At 54.6% G+C, this 17,312-nt stretch carries 18 protein-coding genes; 8 read left to right on the top strand and 10 right to left on the bottom strand.

Translation table 11 applies throughout. From position 1 onward, the window contains the following. The first annotated feature begins 60 nt into the window (after positions 1 to 60). The 3 genes from L383_RS17835 to L383_RS17840 all read left to right on the top strand — a co-directional run bounded on the left by L383_RS17835 (position 61) and on the right by L383_RS17840 (position 3,115). Positions 61 to 1,548 carry a carboxypeptidase M32 gene (locus tag L383_RS17835; protein ID WP_023330280.1) on the top strand — a complete coding sequence of 496 codons (1,488 nt, stop codon included), beginning with the start codon at positions 61 to 63 and terminating at the stop codon, positions 1,546 to 1,548. A 149-nt stretch (positions 1,549 to 1,697) separates the two neighbouring features. Next, entirely contained in the window at positions 1,698 to 2,015 is a 318-nt protein-coding gene (asr, locus tag L383_RS0123835) for an acid resistance repetitive basic protein Asr (protein ID WP_032628922.1), read from the top strand. 278 nt (positions 2,016 to 2,293) lie between these two features. Beyond that, positions 2,294 to 3,115 (top strand): trypsin-like serine peptidase, encoded by an 822-nt coding sequence (locus tag L383_RS17840; protein WP_014883623.1) that lies wholly within the window; start codon positions 2,294 to 2,296, stop codon positions 3,113 to 3,115. A gap of 37 nt (positions 3,116 to 3,152) precedes the next feature. Here L383_RS17840 and mdtI read toward each other — a convergent pair whose 3' ends face one another. Next, complete coding sequence (gene mdtI, locus L383_RS17845) at positions 3,153 to 3,482, bottom strand: multidrug/spermidine efflux SMR transporter subunit MdtI (RefSeq protein WP_014883622.1); 330 nt, start codon at positions 3,480 to 3,482, stop codon at positions 3,153 to 3,155. Further along, entirely contained in the window at positions 3,469 to 3,831 is a 363-nt protein-coding gene (gene mdtJ, locus L383_RS17850; protein WP_014883621.1) for a multidrug/spermidine efflux SMR transporter subunit MdtJ, read from the bottom strand. Before mdtJ ends, mdtI begins: the two co-directional genes overlap by 14 nt. A 423-nt stretch (positions 3,832 to 4,254) precedes the next feature. Here mdtJ and L383_RS17855 point away from each other — a divergent pair, with 423 nt between their 5' ends. Further along, entirely contained in the window at positions 4,255 to 5,289 is a 1,035-nt protein-coding gene (locus L383_RS17855) for an AI-2E family transporter (protein ID WP_014883620.1), read from the top strand. A 110-nt stretch (positions 5,290 to 5,399) separates the two neighbouring features. Here L383_RS17855 and L383_RS17860 read toward each other — a convergent pair whose 3' ends face one another. Continuing rightward, positions 5,400 to 6,425: an LLM class flavin-dependent oxidoreductase gene (locus L383_RS17860; RefSeq protein WP_014883619.1), complete on the bottom strand. Its 1,026-nt coding sequence runs from the start codon at positions 6,423 to 6,425 to the stop codon at positions 5,400 to 5,402. Between the two features lie 195 nt (positions 6,426 to 6,620). Here L383_RS17860 and L383_RS17865 point away from each other — a divergent pair, with 195 nt between their 5' ends. Together L383_RS17865 and yajD are read left to right on the top strand one after the other, a co-directional pair. Next, positions 6,621 to 7,514, top strand: a complete 894-nt coding sequence (locus tag L383_RS17865) for a PhzF family phenazine biosynthesis protein (protein ID WP_014883618.1) — start codon at positions 6,621 to 6,623, stop codon at positions 7,512 to 7,514. A gap of 77 nt (positions 7,515 to 7,591) precedes the next feature. Next, complete coding sequence (gene yajD, locus L383_RS17870; RefSeq protein ID WP_006808895.1) at positions 7,592 to 7,939, top strand: HNH nuclease YajD; 348 nt, start codon at positions 7,592 to 7,594, stop codon at positions 7,937 to 7,939. Positions 7,940 to 7,989: 50 nt separating this feature from the next. Here the strand turns inward: yajD and L383_RS17875 are convergent, their stop codons facing one another. Further along, a complete protein-coding gene (locus L383_RS17875; protein WP_023330279.1) occupies positions 7,990 to 8,757 on the bottom strand; it encodes an arylamine N-acetyltransferase family protein in 768 nt (255 codons plus the stop codon). Between the two features lie 95 nt (positions 8,758 to 8,852). Between L383_RS17875 and L383_RS17880 the strand changes: the two genes are divergently transcribed. Next, positions 8,853 to 10,289, top strand: coding sequence for an aminotransferase-like domain-containing protein (locus tag L383_RS17880; RefSeq protein ID WP_023330278.1), 1,437 nt, complete (start codon positions 8,853 to 8,855; stop codon positions 10,287 to 10,289). A gap of 17 nt (positions 10,290 to 10,306) precedes the next feature. Here L383_RS17880 and L383_RS17885 read toward each other — a convergent pair whose 3' ends face one another. The 4 genes from L383_RS17885 to L383_RS17900 all read right to left on the bottom strand — a co-directional run bounded on the left by L383_RS17885 (position 10,307) and on the right by L383_RS17900 (position 13,490). After that, positions 10,307 to 10,753 carry a hypothetical protein gene (locus L383_RS17885; RefSeq protein ID WP_032628920.1) on the bottom strand — a complete coding sequence of 149 codons (447 nt, stop codon included), beginning with the start codon at positions 10,751 to 10,753 and terminating at the stop codon, positions 10,307 to 10,309. A 68-nt stretch (positions 10,754 to 10,821) separates the two neighbouring features. Continuing rightward, positions 10,822 to 12,084 carry a translesion error-prone DNA polymerase V subunit UmuC gene (gene umuC, locus L383_RS17890; RefSeq protein ID WP_014883614.1) on the bottom strand — a complete coding sequence of 421 codons (1,263 nt, stop codon included), beginning with the start codon at positions 12,082 to 12,084 and terminating at the stop codon, positions 10,822 to 10,824. Beyond that, complete coding sequence (umuD, locus tag L383_RS17895) at positions 12,068 to 12,502, bottom strand: translesion error-prone DNA polymerase V autoproteolytic subunit (protein WP_023330276.1); 435 nt, start codon at positions 12,500 to 12,502, stop codon at positions 12,068 to 12,070. Before umuD ends, umuC begins: the two co-directional genes overlap by 17 nt. A 109-nt stretch (positions 12,503 to 12,611) precedes the next feature. Beyond that, complete coding sequence (locus tag L383_RS17900) at positions 12,612 to 13,490, bottom strand: aldo/keto reductase family oxidoreductase (protein ID WP_014883612.1); 879 nt, start codon at positions 13,488 to 13,490, stop codon at positions 12,612 to 12,614. Positions 13,491 to 13,634: 144 nt separating this feature from the next. Here L383_RS17900 and L383_RS17905 point away from each other — a divergent pair, with 144 nt between their 5' ends. Continuing rightward, entirely contained in the window at positions 13,635 to 15,296 is a 1,662-nt protein-coding gene (locus tag L383_RS17905) for a methyl-accepting chemotaxis citrate transducer (protein WP_023330275.1), read from the top strand. A gap of 38 nt (positions 15,297 to 15,334) precedes the next feature. Here the strand turns inward: L383_RS17905 and smrA are convergent, their stop codons facing one another. Both smrA and L383_RS17915 read right to left on the bottom strand, forming a co-directional pair. Continuing rightward, entirely contained in the window at positions 15,335 to 15,898 is a 564-nt protein-coding gene (smrA, locus tag L383_RS17910; protein ID WP_023330274.1) for a DNA endonuclease SmrA, read from the bottom strand. A gap of 340 nt (positions 15,899 to 16,238) precedes the next feature. Continuing rightward, entirely contained in the window at positions 16,239 to 17,162 is a 924-nt protein-coding gene (locus L383_RS17915; RefSeq protein WP_023330273.1) for a LysR family transcriptional regulator, read from the bottom strand. Positions 17,163 to 17,312: the final 150 nt, after the last annotated feature.

Below are 17,312 nucleotides of genomic sequence, written 5' to 3'. Positions count from 1 at the left end.
AATTTGGCCTGTTTCATTGTATGCTCCCTGAAACACATCCCTGGCAAGAGGAAATAAGAATTGCAAAATCCATCCACCTATCAGTCACTTGTGAAAACCTTCCAGCGCCTCTCCCGCTTCTCGCATCTCTCCTCCATCGCCAGCTGGGACATGTTTACCATGATGCCGCCCGGCGGCAGTGCCGCGCGCGGGGAAGCGCTGGCGGAAATGAGCGTCCTGCAGCACCAGCTCCTTACCGATAAAAGAGTGGGCGAATGGCTGACCGAAGCGGCAGAGGAAGATCTGAATGACGTCGAACAGGCTAACCTGCGTGAAATGACGCGCCACTACCAGCAGGCGACCCTGCTGCCGGAATCGCTGGTTGAAGCCAAATCGCTGGCGGGCAGCAAGTGTGAGCACGCCTGGCGTACACAGCGCCCCGCTAACGACTGGCAGGGTTTTTCCGCCAATCTTAAAGACGTCGTCAAACTCAGCCGTGAAGAAGCCCGCCTTCGCGCAGAGGCCAAAGGCTGTACCCCGTACGATGCCCTGCTGGATATTTTCGAACCGGACATGACCAGCGCGCGCCTGGACGTGCTGTTTGGTGATATGAAAACCTGGCTGCCGGACCTGCTGGCGAACGTGGTGGAAAAACAGGCTCAGCGGTCGTTCGTCCCGCCACAAGGCCCTTTCCCGACGGCTACCCAGCGTGAACTCGGACTGGAAGCCATGAAGATGCTCGGCTTCGATTTTAACGGCGGTCGTCTGGACGTCAGTGCCCACCCGTTCTGCGGCGGCGTGCCGGAAGATGTGCGTATCACCACGCGCTATGACGAGGACGAACTGCTCAGCGCGCTGTTTGGCGTGATCCACGAAACCGGACACGCGCGCTACGAGCAAAACCTGCCGCGAGCCTGGGCAGGACAACCCGTGGCGCTGGCGCGTTCAACTGCCATCCACGAATCTCAGAGCCTGTTTTTTGAAATGCAGCTGGGACGCAGCGAGGCCTTCCTGAAGCATCTGCTCCCTGCCGTTCACGCCCGCTTTGGTAGCCAGGCCGCCTTCAGCGAAGAGAACTTTATCGCCTGGAACCAGCGCGTTAAGCCAGGTTACATCCGCGTTGATGCAGACGAAGTGAGCTACCCGGCCCACGTGGTGCTGCGCTATGAAATTGAGCGTGCGCTGATTAACGGCGAGATCGAGGTGGACGATATTCCCGCCCTGTGGGATGAAAAAATGCAGGCCTGGCTCGGGTTATCAACCAAAGACAACTATCGCAACGGCTGTATGCAGGATATCCACTGGACCGACGGTGGGTTTGGTTATTTCCCGTCATACACGCTGGGCGCTATGTATGCTGCACAGTTGTTCCATGCCGCAAAAACCGCCCTGCCGGGACTACAGGCCTCTATCGCCGAGGGCGATTTTTCGGCGCTGTTTGAGTGGCTGCGTCAGAACATCTGGCAGCACGGCAGCCGCTTCAGCACGTCGCAATTAATCACCCAGGCGACGGGCGAAGATCTGAATATCCGCTACTTCCGCGAACATCTCACCTCGCGCTATTTGTAATAACAACGCCGGGGAGGCTCCCCCGGCGTTGTACATATGGTTACACGCCGATACCAATCACTCACGGAAACCTCGAATTTACAGGGATATAGTTATTTCAACGGCCCCGCTGTGGGGTTAAATGAAAAACCAAATTCGAGGGTATGAACATGAAAAAAGTATTAGCTCTGGTTGTTGCCGCTGCTATGGGTCTGTCTTCTGCTGCGTTTGCTGCTGAAACCACTGCTGCACCAGCGGCCGCTGCGCCAACTGCAACGACCACTGCTGCGCCAGCAAAAACTGTACATCATAAAAAACACCACAAAGCCGCTAAACCTGCTGCAGAGCAGAAAGCGCAGGCCGCTAAAAAGCACCACAAAAAAGCCGCTAAACCTGCTGTAGAGCAGAAAGCCCAGGCCGCTAAAAAGCATCACAAAAAAGCAGTAAAACACGAAGCTGCTAAACCAGCTGCTCAGCCAGCTGCGTAAGGTACAAGCTTAACCGTGCCCTTCGGGGCACGTTGGTAAACCGGCGCTGAACCGGAAAAGGTTCTGCGCCGTTTTTTTTATCCGGAGGGCGTATGCTGCGACGCTATCGGTTTGAGCTCATTCTGTTCCTGCTTATTTTATGCGCGCTCATCGCAAGCCATTTTTATCTTTCCTGATTGTAGCACGCTGATTTTACTCCCACTTTCGTGCTGTCCCGTCTATAGTATTTTCATAGGGTTCACTTTTAATAATCATAATTACCCCCACCAGAGTGTGATATGCGTAAATCTGTTGTGTTATTGCTGGGAACGTTTGGTCTTTTTTCTGGATTTTCACAGGCGGATGATGGCGGCGATGACGCCATTAGCGCGAAAGAGCTTAAGACGCTTTTTTTCGGTCATGACGATCGTACTCGCGTCACCGACCCAACCCAGGCCCCCTGGGATGCTATTGGACAACTGGAAACCGCCAGCGGCAACCTGTGCACCGCGACGTTGATCACCCCGCAATTAGCCCTGACGGCAGGCCACTGCCTGTTGACGCCCCCTAACGGAAAGCCAGACAAAGCGGTAGCCTTACGGTTTGTGTCGCAAAAAGGTGTCTGGCGCTATGAAATCCACGGCATCGAAGGCCGGGTTGATCCTTCTCTGGGTAAACGACTGAAACCGGATGGTGATGGCTGGATAGTACCGCCCGCGGCAGCGTCATGGGATTTTGGTCTGATCATTCTGCGCTACCCGCCTTCAGGCATTACGCCACTGCCGTTATTCGACGGAGATAAAGCGGCGCTCACCGCCGCGCTGAAAGCCGCCGACCGTAAGGTCACGCAGTCAGGCTACCCGGTCGATCATCTGGATGCGCTTTACACCCATACCGACTGTGTTGTAACGGGCTGGGCACAAACCAGCGTGCTGTCGCACCAGTGCGATACGTTACCGGGTGACAGTGGTTCGCCCTTGATGCTGAAAACCGATAACGGCTGGCAATTGATTGGTGTTCAAAGCTCCGCTCCGGCGGCGAAAGACCGATGGCGAGCCGATAACCGGGCGTTATCCGTTACCGGTTTTCGCGATAAGCTGGAAGCGCTGGCTCAGGAGTAAGCCAGCGCGGCTGCGGGTAAAAAGGGTTACCGGGTTATCAGGCGAGTTTTATCATGACCATACCCGCCAGCAGCAATATCAGTCCTATCCAGCCTTTGTTATTTAACCGCTGGCCGAACAGTACCCAACCGGCGGCAAGGGTGGCGGCGATACCAAAACCGCCCCACAGCGCATAGGCCACCGAAAGATCGATACCTTTGACCGCCTGCGACAGGGCGCTGAACGCCCCCAGAACCGCGGCTATCGACATCAGGCCATAGACTTTACGACGAAAACCGTCGGAGAATTTCAGCAGAACGTTGGCGAAAATTTCCAGCACGATGGCGAAACCCAGCCAGGCCGCATGAACCCATTCAAACTGTTGCATGGTTCTGCTCCTTCTGCTGTTTGGTCGGTTTACGGGTACCTGATTTAATCAGCACAATACCCGCGACCAGCGTCGTTAACCCGGCGACTTTCATTGTTGTTAATGTTTCGTCAAATATCAGGACGCTGAAGAGTGTAATCAATAAAATACCGATCCCTTCCCACAGCGCATACGCCACACCCAGCGCAATTTTTTTCACCGCAAATGAGAGGAAAATATAGGAAAGTGAAATCATCACCAGCATTAAAATAAAACCGGTATTGCCATCGCTGACGCTCGCCCACTTCATCGACAGCGTGCCGGTAATCTCAGCGATAATAGCCAGAGCGAGTAAAATCCAGTAAAACATGTTTTTCTCCTGCTTGAGAATATAATCCATCGTGGCCCGCCGCATGCGGCAAACCAAAAAAAATATGAAATTAAATCAGACAGCTAAGCGCGTAGCGCCAGCTCAGGCAGAAGAGATAACTATAGGGCGGTGCGCCAGTGTTGCTCACCAGCAACCAGGCAGAAGGAGGTGAAAAATACAGCGGTGTTGTTTGAAGAATACGTCCTGAACACATTGTCCATAAAATTACAATTATCCGCGTTGTTGCTTCTCGTCTTTGCGGATGAAAATTGTCCTCGGTAGTTAAACACGCTAAATTTGTACCATAAGCCAGGATTTTACTCAAAGTCTTTGCAATTCTTTACCCACACCGTTTGATTTTGGTTAGTTTATTGCAACGCGTTTCACCTTTATTATAAATAAAAAGCGTATTTCGGAGTCACCATGGCTAAACCCATTATTACCCTGAACGGGTTAAAAATTGTCATCATGCTGGGCATGCTGGTGATCATACTGACGGGCGTGCGATTTGCAGCCGACATCATCGTGCCCTTTATTCTGGCGCTGTTTATTGCGGTGATCCTTAACCCGCTGGTACGGCGCATGACGCGGCTACGCATCCCGCGCGTGCTGGCGATTACCCTGCTCATCAGCGTGATTATTGTTGCCATGGTATTACTGGTTGCCTATCTCGGCACCTCGCTGAATGAACTGGCGCGCACGTTACCGAAGTACCGATCGTCGCTGGCGATACCGCTGCTGCAGCTTGAACCCTGGCTGCAACGCGCAGGTATTGAAGTCTCGGTTGAGGAACTCCTTAAATATATCGACCCCAATGCGGCCATGACGATCGTCACCAGCCTGCTGGCGCAGCTTTCGAATGCCATGACCTCCATTTTTCTGCTGTTTTTAACGGTGGTGTTTATGCTGCTGGAGGTGCCTCAACTGCCGGCAAAGCTGCAGCAGATAATGGTCCGTCCGGTTGAGGGCATGGGGGCGATTCAACGCGCGCTGGACAGCGTCTCACGCTATCTGGTGCTGAAAACCGCCATTAGCCTGGTTACGGGTGGTGTCGTCTGGGTGATGCTGCTGGCGCTGGACGTCCGCTTCGCGTTCGTCTGGGGATTACTGGCCTTCGCGCTCAACTACATTCCCAACATCGGTTCCGTGCTGGCAGCGATCCCCCCTATCCTTCAGGTGCTGGTTTTCAGCGGGCTGTATGATGCGCTGGTTCTGCTGGCCGGATATCTGGCCATTAACCTGCTGTTCGGCAATATTCTTGAGCCACGGATGATGGGACGCGGGCTGGGGCTATCCACATTGGTCGTCTTTTTGTCTTTGATTTTCTGGGGTTGGCTGCTCGGTCCCGTCGGTATGCTGCTCTCCGTTCCGCTGACCATCATTGTGAAGATTGGTCTGGAACAGACCGAGGGCGGACAAAGCATCGCCGTGCTGCTGAGCGATATGAGCCAGAAATAGCGCTGACAGGAGGAATGTATAGATCCTCCTGTCTTCGCGATAAGCGCCCGAATAGTTACAAATGAAGATTCACGCCACGTGCGGCGACGGGGCTTATCCCAGCGCGTCGACTACTCGCGCCAGCCCATTGCCGGTGCGACATGTTTGAGAATGGACTCAATCACATGCGCATTGTAATCCACACCGAGCTGGTTCGGTACGGTCAACAATAACGTATCCGCTTCAGCAATCGCCTCGTCTTTTTTCAGCTGTTCGATAAGCTTGTCCGGCTCCGCCGCATAGCTGCGTCCGAAGATCGCGCGCGTTTTCTCGTCAAGATACCCCACGCTATCGCTGTCGTTGCGGCTGGCACCGAAGTACATCCGGTCACGGTCGTCCATCAGGGCAAAAATACTGCGGCTGACCGACACGCGCGGCTCACGCGTATGCCCTGCCTCTTTCCACGCCTGGCGGTACGCGCGGATCTGTTTTGCCTGCTGAATATGGAACGGCTCACCGGTTTCATCGTCTTTCAGCGTAGAACTTTGCAGATTCATGCCGAGCTTAGCGGCCCATACTGCGGTCGCATTCGAACCGGCGCCCCACCAGATACGCTCGCGCAGCCCTTCGGAATAGGGTTCCAGTCGCAGCAGCCCCGGTGGATTCGGAAACATCGGCTGTGGATTCGGCTTCGCAAATCCTTCGCCGCGCAGAACCTCAAGCAGCACCTCGGTATGACGGCGTGCCATATCTGATTCGTTTTCCCCTTCCTGCGGGACATAGCCGAAATGACGCCAGCCATCAATGACCTGCTCCGGGGAGCCCCGGCTGATGCCAAGCTGCAAACGACCGCCGGAAATCAGATCCGCCGCACCGGCATCCTCGGCCATGTACATCGGGTTTTCATAGCGCATATCAATCACGCCGGTACCGATCTCGATGGTTTTCGTTTTGGCCCCAATTGCGGCCAGCAGAGGGAACGGAGAGCTCAGCTGACGAGCAAAGTGGTGCACGCGAAAATAGGCGCCGTCCGCCCCCAGCTCTTCGGCTGCTACGGCCAGGTCGATGGACTGCAGCAGGGTGTCTGCTGCCGAGCGCGTGCCGGACTGCGGAGAAGGCGTCCAGTGACCAAACGATAAAAAGCCGATCTTTTTCATAATTCTGTGTCCTGATAATGCGTTGCGTTCTCCCTACTGTACGCATTACCTGTGGAGAATAAATGGCGTTTCTTTAACGGAATGATTCAAATAAATTGATTGAATTTTTTTCAGGTCCGTCGGGTGAAAAACGGCTGGTTATCGGTTTGATTTAACGTTACATCTCTATATCAGGACTTTTATATCGGACAGAGAATGAAAAGACGCTATGTTGTTGCGGATGTTTTTACTGATACTCCGTTTCTGGGTAACCCTGTTGCCGTCGTACTCGATGCTCAAGGCATGAACAAAGCACAAATGCAGCAGGTCGCCGTTGAATTTGGCTACAGCGAAACCACGTTCGTTTTGCCGCCAGACAATCCTTCCCATACAGCACGCGTGCGAATCTTTACGCCCTCGCGCGAGATCCCCTTCGCCGGGCACCCGAATGTTGGAACGGCTTACGTGCTTGCCCATTACGCCGCGATGAATCATCAGCGCCTGCCTGATACGCTACACTTCGAGGAAATAGCCGGTGTGGTGCCCGTTCGCCTCTTGCGCGACAACGATACGGTCACTGGCGCAGAACTCCTGGTGCCTGAGGCACTCTCGTGCCGCTCTGAAGTCAGCCCGGAAAGCGTGGCTGCCTGCTTATCCCTGAACACGGAAGATATCCGTACCGAGGTACATAGGCCTGTGGTCGCGTCGGTAGGTCTGCCCTTTCTGATAGCCGAGCTGGCTTCTCGTGAGGCGCTTCGTCGATGCGTGCCGAATTTACAGGGTTTTCGCGCGACTTTACCGCTGGATGGCGCCGTTTCCCTCTACGCCTACACCCTGGATACGAATGCTGATGAACCTCATGATGTGCAGGCCCGCATGTTTACTCCCCGCATGACAGAAGATCCTGCCACAGGCAGCGCGACTGCCGCTGCGACAGCGCTGCTGGCGTTGCACCGCAATAAAACGACGCTTAACCTTAACGTCAGTCAGGGCGTTGATATGGGACGAGCAAGCGTGCTGTTCGCGGGATACGATGCCTCGTCGGGAGAGGCGGTGGTTCGCGTTGGCGGAAATTGCGTGATGACGCTTGAAGGCACATTCTCGCTCTAGCGGAGGAAGGTCCTGTACATTTACCGTGCCTGATGGGATATATTGGCACACTATTTTTATCACAGGTAAAACCAGCAATGGCTCTGATCCCCAAAAACTACGCGAGACTTGAAAGTGGCTATCGCGAAAAAGCGTTAAAAATCTATCCCTGGGTATGCGGACGCTGCTCGCGCGAGTTTGTCTATTCCAATCTGCGCGAACTGACGGTTCACCATATCGATCACGACCATACCAACAACCCGGAAGATGGCAGTAACTGGGAGCTGTTGTGCCTGTTTTGCCACGATCACGAACATTCGAAATACACCGAAGCGGATCAGTACGGTACCACCGTGGTCGCCGGGGAAGACGCGCAAAAAGACGTGGGCGTCGCCACGTTTAACCCGTTTGCCGATTTAAAAGCGATGATGAACAAGAAGAAGTAATGCTTCAACCGCGGTGCGGGAGGCTCAGGGGGCACAGGCCCCCTTCTGCTTTACGCCGCGATCAACGCAAAACGCTCTTTCAGAATACGGGGGATGTCGTCCTCCGCCAGCTGCCGGGTTTCCGTGCCCTTCGCCGTAATGGTTTTCAGCATATCCCCCAGTAAAATCTCGCGTCCCTCCGGTCGATGCTGCACCACCACACGCTTCTGCACAAAAATGGCATCCGGGTGCGTGGAGTTAAGGTAGTTGGCCGGAACGAAATCAATCCACTCCTGTGGCGTGAGATCAAAGCCGTACTGACGGGCCCATTCTCCCGCCACCTTCGCCTGAAGCAGATATTCGCCCTCAGCGCTGCGGCTAAGCCGGAACGTGTCAAAATCCTGTGCGATATCAACATCAAGCGTGTCCAGAGCCATTGGCGCACGAATGCCATAGCTGCCAAACCCGAGGTCGCAAAGCCACTGTCGGCTCTCCACCTCAGCAATTAACGCCATATGGGTTTTTGGCCGCCGTACGGGGTAGAACATCGGGCGTGCCGCCACAAAACGGTAAGGAATACCTAACGCCTCCAGCGCCATGGCAAACAACCCGTTCACCTCATAGCAGTAGCCGCCGCGCCCCGGTGTTAACAGCTTATCGGCAATATCGTCAGGTGCCAGCGAGACAATTTTCCCCGCCTGTACATCCAGATTTTCAAACGGGATTGCAAAAAGCTGATGACGCATAAGCGCATGCAGGGTACCCGTATCGGCAGCCGCGGGGCCAGTGTAGTTTATGCGTTTGAAATACGTGGAAATATCAAAATTATCGCTGTGCATAATGCCTCCTTGTCCTGAACATGTCGGACACTATAGATGGCGTGCATTATTGGCTGTATAGTCAGTTTTATCGAAAATTAGCCTGAACAGATACCATGTCTGCCCCATCCCCGTCCTCTCCTCACTATCGCCGTATTGCGGATATGCTGCGTCTTACAATTACGTCTGGCGCGTTGCGAGCCGGTGACAAGATCATCTCCGCGCGTAAACTGGCCGAACGCGAGCATGTCAGTCTTCCGACGGCGCTTGAAGCGCTGCGCTGCCTTGAGGCCGAGGGGCTGATTGTTGCACGTCCGCGTTCAGGTTATTACATCCACCAGACAAGCCTTCCGCAGCCTGTGGAGCCTTCTCGTTCTCCGCCAGGCCCGGTTCCCGTCACCCTGTCGGCTATGGCCCGGTCGCTGTTCAGCAGTTCAGAAGCCCGTCTGGTGCCTCTGGGTGCAGCCCTTCCCGATCCTGCTTGGCTGCCGGGCGAGACGCTACAGCGGGCGTTGCACTCCGCGGGCCGACGTCTGGACGCGCACGGTCAGAGCTATAGCCTGCCGCCGGGAAGGCGTGATTTGCGAAGCAAGATTGCCGCGCGTTCTGCACAGTGGGGGGCCCGTTTCAGCGCGGATGACCTTATTATCACCGCAGGTGCGACGCAGGCGTTGCGCCTTGCGCTACGAGACGTGTGCCAGCCCGGTGATGTGGTGGCGATTGAGCAGCCAGCCTACTTTGGTACGCTCCTGCTGCTGGAGGATTTGGGTCTGAAGGCCTTATCGATCCCCACCGATCCTGTTGAGGGCCTGCTGCTGGAACCGCTGGCGGACGCCATTCGGTGCCACCGCCCGGCCGCCGTTCTGGCCTCCCCTACGGTGCAAAACCCTTTGGGCGCCAGTATGCCCGTCACGCGTAAGCAGGAACTCGTTGCCCTGCTTGACGCGGCAGATATTCCTCTCATTGAAGATGATGTTTACGGCGATCTTGTCGGCGAGGGACAACGTCCCCCAGCCTGTAAAGCGTTCGACCAGAGTGGAAATGTCATTTATTGCAGCTCCCTGTCTAAAACGCTTGCGCCCGGCTGGCGAATCGGCTGGATTGCCGCCGGACGCTACTTTCCGCAGGTTTTACAGGCCCGCATGGCCGGAGACTGGGCAGGCGCTCCGCTGCTGGAAGCCGCAACGAGCGAAGTCCTGGCGAGCGGCGATTACGATCGCCATCTGCGGCGGCTCAAGCGTCGCGTTGCGGAGGGAATAGACGCCGTCGTGGCGCGAGTCGAGGCAAGTTTTCCTCCCGGCACGCGTGTTAACGCGCCCGCCGCGGGTTACTTGCTGTGGATAGAACTTCCTTTGCAGGTCAACGCGCTGGAGGTACATCGTCGCGCGCTGGCGCTGGGTATTGGCGTCAGCCCCGGCCCGCTGTTTTCCCCTGCCGCAGAGCTGTCTCACTTTTTGCGGCTAAACTGCGCAAACGAACCGACGCCCCGCCTGCTGAATGCCGTGGAGCGGATTGGGGCGCTGTGTTATGAACTGGCGGATGCGCGGCCGTGACGGTCTGCGGTCCTTTTTCACAAATTGAGGATTGCGCGCTCTTTAACGACAGCGTCAGGATTGGCTCTTTTTATCGCGGTCAGAAAAGCCGTGAAGTTATGATTCCAGAGGGTGAGATTGTTATAAAACTGCACCTGCTTTTCATTAGCACCGTCACGGTAAATAACAATCCAGACCCGTCGGCTATTTATCTCGATATTCCCCGGCCCGATTTTAATGATAGTAGCCAGCGCAATCTTACGGGTGGCGTTGTTTTTAACTTCATATAAAAACTGGTCATCATAAAACCATGTTTTACCTGCATTCCCGCCAAAAATTGAGGGGTTAGCAGATATCTTTTTCATCCCGTTATGATCTGAAATAAGGCGCTTTGCCTGGCGAATACGTCTGACAACAAATCTTAACAGGATGAAAAGCGCAATGAGGGGCAGCGCGACTGATATCATTTTTAGGCTCTCGTACATATCCCTGCCCCGTCATACATTCTTATTAACGCCGTGAGTATAACGCGGCGATCGTTTATGACAATATCCTACCTTGCCACCGGCAAATCTGCGTACCGCGTCGTATACGCCGGTGACAGCATCTCACGCTTCATCGCCCAGGATTTCTCAATCCCCTGCCCGGCAAACCATATCTTCCCTTTGCCGGAATGGTTTACGCTGTCGATTATCTCCATCAGCGCTGCGCTATTGGCACACAGGCGGTTATCATCAAACAAATTCAGCTGGGCGACGCCGCTGCTGAAAAAATCCGCCAGCATCACCCCCGCTTTCATATAGCGATACCCGTCAAGCCATATACGCCCCAGTGCCTCCGTGGCAGCACGGATGATATCGCGCGTGTCATTAGTAGGTGTCATCAGGGTGACTGAGGCCTGGTTGCCGTAATAAATTTCGTTGTCGGCATGCGGGCTGGTGCGCACAAACACGCTGATAAAGCGGCAATACTGATGCTCGCCGCGCAGTTTTTCGGCGGCACGCTCCGCGTAGGCACAAATGGCCTGGTGCATCTCTTCGTATTGCGTAATACGGTGTCCAAACGAACGACTACAGATAATTTGCTGCTTCGTCGGGGTAAACTCTTCCAGATCAAGACAAGGCTCACCGCGAAGCTCGCGCGCCGTGCGTTCCATTACCACGTTAAAATGTTTGCGAATGACCCAGGAGGACGCTTCCGCCAGCTCCAGCGCCGTGGTAATCCCCATGGCGTTGAGTTTTTTCGTGATGCGTCGCCCGACACCCCACACTTCCTCTACCGGCACCTTCGCCAGCAGCTTACGCTGTCGTTCGCGATCCGATAGATCGACCACGCCGCCGGTGGCAGACCACCGCTTCGCCGCATAGTTGGCCAGCTTCGCCAGCGTTTTGGTCGGGGCAATACCGACCCCAACGGTCAACCCCGTATTTTTAGCGACCTGGTTGCGCATCTGATGGCCAAAAGCCTCCAGCGACATGCAGCGGCTGACGCCCGACACGTTCACGAAGGCTTCATCAATCGAGTAGATCTCAATTGCCGGAGCAAGATCGGTCAGCGTTTGCATCACCCGGCTGCTGAGATCGGCATACAGCGCATAGTTCGAGCTAAAAACATACACCCGCGCCGGATAACCCTTCTCCTTGAATTTAAAGTAGGGCTCACCCATTTTTATGCCGAACTGTTTGGCCTCCCGCGACAGCGAAATAATGCAGCCGTCGTTGTTCGAGACCACCACGATGGGTTTGCCCTCCAGATCGGGGCGAAACACCCTCTCGCAGGAGGCATAAAAGCTATTCACATCAACCAGTGCGAACATGTTTATACGTTTTGAGGGTGTGAGTGACAACGCCGAAGATTTGTAGCTCATCTTCTGACTGGAAGGTAATCGGCTGATAGCGGGCATTATGCGGCAGCAACCTCAAAACCGGACGGGTCTGTAGCTCTTTCACCGTAAACTCACCGGCAACCGACGCCACGACGATATCCCCATGTTCGGCATTTAACGAACGATCGACCACCAGCAGATCGCCGTCGCCGATCCCAGCCCCAATCATCGAGTCACCACTCACTTTTATAAAGTAGGTCGCACTGGGGTGCCTGACCGCCAGCCGGTTAAGATCGAGACGATCCTCCACATAATCCTGCGCCGGGCTGGGGAAGCCGCAGGCGACGCGCTCCAGAAAGAGAGGTAATTCAATGACTTGATTAGAGTGATAAGAAAAGAGAGTGCCCATAAATGCTTTCCTGCCGTAATACTGTATATAAATACAGTATTACGGATTATGGGCCAGGATCAAGATGCTTTCCGGCGGTGAAGCCGAACGTATTGAAGTTTGAACGGATTTAGTTCAACGATCGGCCTACCAGCGTATTCAGCGTTTCCAGAGCGTCAGGCGGCAGTTGCAGTTCTCCTGCTGCGAGATTTTGCCGCAAATGCGCCACGGAAGAGGTGCCGGGGATCAGCAGAATATTCGGGGAACGTTGCAGCAGCCATGCCAGCGCAACCTGCATCGCGGTTGCGCCAAGGGAATCCGCGACGGCCTGCAGATCGCTGGATTGCAGTGGCGTAAAGCCGCCCAATGGGAAAAACGGCACATAGGCAATCCCCTGCTGCGCCAGTAAATCCACCAGCGCATCGTCGCCGCGGTTCACTATGTTGTACATGTTCTGCACGCAGACAACAGGCACCATCTTCTGCGCTTCCGTAACCTGAGTGGCCGTGACATTGCTCAGACCAATGTGGCGTACCAGCCCTTGCTGCTGTAACTCTGCGAGGGTGGAAAGCGGTTCAGCAATCGATCCTTCTGCCGGGCCGTGAGCGCTAAACATGATCCGCAGATTCACCACATCCAGTACATCCACCTGCAGATTACGCAGGTTATCATGCACCGCCTGAGTCAGCTCCTGCGCGGAAAAGGCCGGCAGCCAGGCACCTTTATCGTTGCGGCGGGCCCCGATCTTGGTGACGATAGTGAGATCGTCCCGGTACGGATGAAGCGCCTCGCGGATCAGCTGATTGGTCACATGGGGACCATAAAAATCGCTGGTATCGATATGATTCACCCCCGCCGCCACGGCTTCGCGTAACACCTCCAGCGCGGCATTTTTATCTTTCGGAGGGCCAAATACGCCCGGTCCGGCAAGCTGCATCGCGCCGTACCCCAGTCGTTTAACCGTCCGCGTACCGAGCGCGTACGTCCCGCTTTTATCAATGCTGCTCATGTTGACCTTCCTCATAAAAATGATCCGGATTTACAACAGGTTCCTGACCGGAGCCCTTCGTTAAGCGCGAGTTAAATTAAAGTTTAAATTCTATACGACGATAGTATTGGTGTACCTCTGCCTCTTCTCTAACGGACGACCGCTATGCTGAAAAATCTGCACGTGATTACCGGTATTATCTTTGCCCTCACCATATTCTGTCTGCTGCAAGTTGTCACGGGAGGGTTGTTCTACTCCGCCGTCAGCAACGATCGCCATAACTTCCAGAACTCCGGCGTGCTCAATGCCCAGCAGGAAAATCTGAGCGACAGCGTAAACACGCTGGTAAAAACGCGCGTCACCGTGACCCGCGTGGCGATCCGCTACCTGAAAAACCAGCGCGATCCGGCTTCCCTTGCCGCGATCAACAAACTGCTTGATACCGCAAGTAACTCGCTGGCTAAAGCAGAAACCTATAACAAAGCGTGGCAGAAACTGCCGCAGGTTAACGGCCAGAATGCGGCGTTAACTGACGAGATGCAAAAATCCTGGAATCAGATGCATGAGGTCATGCGTTTGTCGATTCAGTATCTTCGCGCCGACAACTACCAGGCCTATGGCGATCTGGATGCTCAGCAGGCTCAGGATGATATGGAAGCGGTCTACAACCGCTGGCGCGCCGAAAACAACACGCTGCTGAAAGCGGCAACCGAAGAGAACCAAAGCAGCTTTACGCAAATGCAGTGGACGCTGGCAGTCATTTTCCTGGCCGTTATCGCCGTGCTGGTGGTCATCTGGCAGGGGTTACAACACCTGCTGTTAAAACCACTCAACACCATTATGAACCATATTCGCGCCATTGCGGGGGGCGACCTGACGCAGAATATCGCGCTCTCTGGCCGCAATGAAATGGGTCAACTGGCCGCAGGCCTGCATGAGATGCAACAATCTCTGGTGACTACCGTCAGCGCCGTGCGCGGCAGTACCGACTCCATCTACACCGGCGCAGGTGAAATTGCCGCAGGCAGCAACGATCTTTCCGCTCGCACCGAAGAGCAGGCCGCCTCGCTCGAAGAGACGGCCGCCAGCATGGAAGAGCTGACCGCGACGGTTAAACAGAACTCCGATAACGCCCGTCAGGCTACGTTACTGGCGAAGAATGCCTCTGAAACCGCAGCACGTGGTGGCCACGTCGTGGATAACGTGGTTCGCACCATGACCGAAATTGCCGACAGTTCCCAGCAGATTGCCCACATTACTGGCGTGATTGACAGCATCGCGTTCCAGACCAATATTCTGGCGCTTAACGCCGCGGTAGAAGCCGCACGCGCCGGGGAACAGGGGCGTGGTTTTGCGGTCGTCGCAGGCGAAGTTCGTACGCTGGCGAGCCGCAGTGCACAGGCGGCGAAAGAGATCAAAGGGCTTATCGAGAACTCCGTCAGCCGGGTGAATACCGGTTCTGAGCAGGTTAGCGAAGCGGGCGCGACCATGAAGGAGATTGTCGCCGCCGTGACCCGCGTAACCGATATCATGGGTGAGATTTCGTCGGCCTCCGATGAGCAGAGCCGCGGTATTGAACAGGTGAGCCTGGCCGTTTCGCAAATGGACAGCGTGACGCAGCAAAACGCCGCGCTGGTGCAGCAGTCCGCTACGGCGGCGGCGGCACTGGAAGATCAGTCCGAACAGCTGCGTCAGGCTGTGGCCGCGTTTCGTCTGAACGGAAAAGAACACGCGGTCACCTCACGTCCGGCAAATGTGAAAACGCCGCAACTACTGCGTCCGGCAACGGCTAACGCCACGCCTGACAGTCACTGGGAAACCTTCTGAGTCACAGGCGGGCGATCGCCTCGCCCGCGAAAACCGCCTTAACGGCTGCGCTTGGCGTGCCGTTCCCAGTTCTCCTGTTTCGCTTCATCGGATTTCCGCAGTGAAACGTAACATGCCCCGCTGCCGCCGTGATGCGGCAGCGCCACGCAGAAAGCCTGCACTTCCTCGAACTCAGTTAACCAACGTGCCAGATAGCTGCGCACCACATTGGGATGCGAATTCTGTTCGCGCCCTTTCCCATGAATGATGATCAGGTTACGTAATCCGTCACGACGGGCCTGACTGATAAAGGAATACAGCATCTGTCGGCAGCGTTCGGCGGGCTGACGCAACAGGTTTAAGCTGGCCTGTCGGTCGTATTTCCCCGAACGCAGCTTCTCTATAACGCCCTGCTGTACCCCTTCGCGCTGGAACGTCAGCGGTTCTTCAAGGGGCAGGAGTTCCAGAAACCCCAGCGTCAGAAAGTTGTCCAGCTGTTCAGTATCCATCTCCTGCCGCGCCCGTGCGTTTCTCATCGGCTGCCAGTGGATATCCGAGCAGCGCTTCATGGGCTGGACATCCTCCATGGCGTCAAGAAAAAGTGATTTGTCGTCAGGGTTCATGGGGATCCTCCGGCTACTTCTGAGGGAGGTACTATATCTGTGCCAGACATGTGTCTCAATAACCGTCAGCGGCCCACTCACGGCATATATATTTACCCGGCGAATATATAATAAGGGTGATACGCACTTAAACCAGACTTAACTAAAACTTCAGTGAAGGTAAAATAAGTGATTTACGTTAAAAATTCGTGAAATCAATCACTCGTCAACCTGTCTTTTTTCGGAAAAGGTGTTATAACTAAATAAACCTGCCCCATGGAAATAATACTCAGGACTGGCAAAAGGACGTACTGCTGTGTGTACTGTAGGGTCTGTCTGATGTCGGGCAGACTCTGTTTTTTTATTTTGAATTTTCCGCTGCATCTATTTTTCTCGCTTCCCTTCTGAATTGCGTAATTAAGGATTCGGCAAGAGGTGTCTGACGTGAATCACGTCGCTGAATTAAATAATACGCGGCTTTTGGAAGCGATTCGACAACCGGCAGAATGACGAGACGGTGCGCCAGAAGCGGGTCAGAGCCCAGCTCCTGCGGCAGGATACTTAAAAAATCACTTTGCGCAACCAGGCTTATACAGGACGAAAATGTTTCACACACCACCCCAATTCGCGGTATTTGCGAGCGGTGGCGAAATAGATCTTCTAATTGCTTATAATAGCTTCCCCGCGGCGTCGGCATTGTCCAGTTATAATGCAAAAGTTCATTAATGGATGTTGCCCCTGTCGCCGGATGCCCTTCCCGGCAAAATACCGAAAACGGTTTTTCAAACAACTTTTCGAACGTAAATTCATGGTCGTAAGGCCCCTGATAATAGGTGTTAATGGTGAAATCCAGCTCACCCTGGCGTAATTCATTGATCATCGACACCAGCTGCCCCTCCATAATCCGCACCTTGACCTGGGGGTGTTGTGCATGAAAGCGCGTAATAACGGCGGGCATCAGGCTGCGTGAAACGCTGGCGCCCATCCCGATATTGATCTGCCCGGCCAGTTCCCCCTGCCGCTGGCGAATATCATCCTGCGCCGCACGCAACTCTTCCAGAATCAGTCTGGCGCGCTGGTAGAAGCCCTCGCCACACTCGGTCAAGGCAACACCTTTACTCCGGCGCACAAAAAGCTGTGCCGCCATACCCTCTTCCAGCTCTTTGATCGATTTGGTCAGCGCTGGCTGCGAAAGATTCAGCGTCCTGCTGGCACCGCGAATACTGCCCTGACGCGCGACTTCAACAAACGCCCGGATTTGATGAAATTTAATCTGAAATGTCATAGCCCGACCGATAACCGTTGTTTATCAGAGTAAAGAAACTGTCATCTACTTTAATGGAAAGGGATGTGCGAGGGTAATTCCTGAACGGTTAAAACTGTGAAAAATCGGTTAGTGATAAGTAAAAACTATCACAGCGTGAAGCAGTTCACA

Source organism: Enterobacter sp. MGH 37 (assembly GCF_000534515.1).
In the GTDB taxonomy this organism is placed as follows: Bacteria; Pseudomonadota; Gammaproteobacteria; order Enterobacterales; family Enterobacteriaceae; genus Enterobacter; species Enterobacter kobei.
This window is presented reverse-complemented; position numbering and strand designations above follow the sequence as displayed.

Excerpts from the sequence above, each read along its gene's own strand:
- L383_RS17840 (WP_014883623.1), top strand. The coding sequence starts at position 2,294 with ATGCGTAAATCTGTTGTGTTATTGCTGGGAACGTTTGGTCTTTTTTCT.
- mdtI (WP_014883622.1), bottom strand. The coding sequence starts at position 3,482 with ATGCAACAGTTTGAATGGGTTCATGCGGCCTGGCTGGGTTTCGCCATC.
- L383_RS17860 (WP_014883619.1), bottom strand. The coding sequence starts at position 6,425 with ATGAAAAAGATCGGCTTTTTATCGTTTGGTCACTGGACGCCTTCTCCG.
- L383_RS17915 (WP_023330273.1), bottom strand. The coding sequence starts at position 17,162 with ATGACATTTCAGATTAAATTTCATCAAATCCGGGCGTTTGTTGAAGTC.
- L383_RS17875 (WP_023330279.1), bottom strand. The coding sequence starts at position 8,757 with ATGCACAGCGATAATTTTGATATTTCCACGTATTTCAAACGCATAAAC.
- mdtJ (WP_014883621.1), bottom strand. The coding sequence starts at position 3,831 with ATGTTTTACTGGATTTTACTCGCTCTGGCTATTATCGCTGAGATTACC.
- L383_RS17855 (WP_014883620.1), top strand. The coding sequence starts at position 4,255 with ATGGCTAAACCCATTATTACCCTGAACGGGTTAAAAATTGTCATCATG.
- yajD (WP_006808895.1), top strand. The coding sequence starts at position 7,592 with ATGGCTCTGATCCCCAAAAACTACGCGAGACTTGAAAGTGGCTATCGC.
- umuC (WP_014883614.1), bottom strand. The coding sequence starts at position 12,084 with ATGTTCGCACTGGTTGATGTGAATAGCTTTTATGCCTCCTGCGAGAGG.
- smrA (WP_023330274.1), bottom strand. The coding sequence starts at position 15,898 with ATGAACCCTGACGACAAATCACTTTTTCTTGACGCCATGGAGGATGTC.
- umuD (WP_023330276.1), bottom strand. The coding sequence starts at position 12,502 with ATGGGCACTCTCTTTTCTTATCACTCTAATCAAGTCATTGAATTACCT.
- asr (WP_032628922.1), top strand. The coding sequence starts at position 1,698 with ATGAAAAAAGTATTAGCTCTGGTTGTTGCCGCTGCTATGGGTCTGTCT.
- L383_RS17880 (WP_023330278.1), top strand. The coding sequence starts at position 8,853 with ATGTCTGCCCCATCCCCGTCCTCTCCTCACTATCGCCGTATTGCGGAT.
- L383_RS17900 (WP_014883612.1), bottom strand. The coding sequence starts at position 13,490 with ATGAGCAGCATTGATAAAAGCGGGACGTACGCGCTCGGTACGCGGACG.
- L383_RS17885 (WP_032628920.1), bottom strand. The coding sequence starts at position 10,753 with ATGTACGAGAGCCTAAAAATGATATCAGTCGCGCTGCCCCTCATTGCG.
- L383_RS17865 (WP_014883618.1), top strand. The coding sequence starts at position 6,621 with ATGAAAAGACGCTATGTTGTTGCGGATGTTTTTACTGATACTCCGTTT.
- L383_RS17905 (WP_023330275.1), top strand. The coding sequence starts at position 13,635 with ATGCTGAAAAATCTGCACGTGATTACCGGTATTATCTTTGCCCTCACC.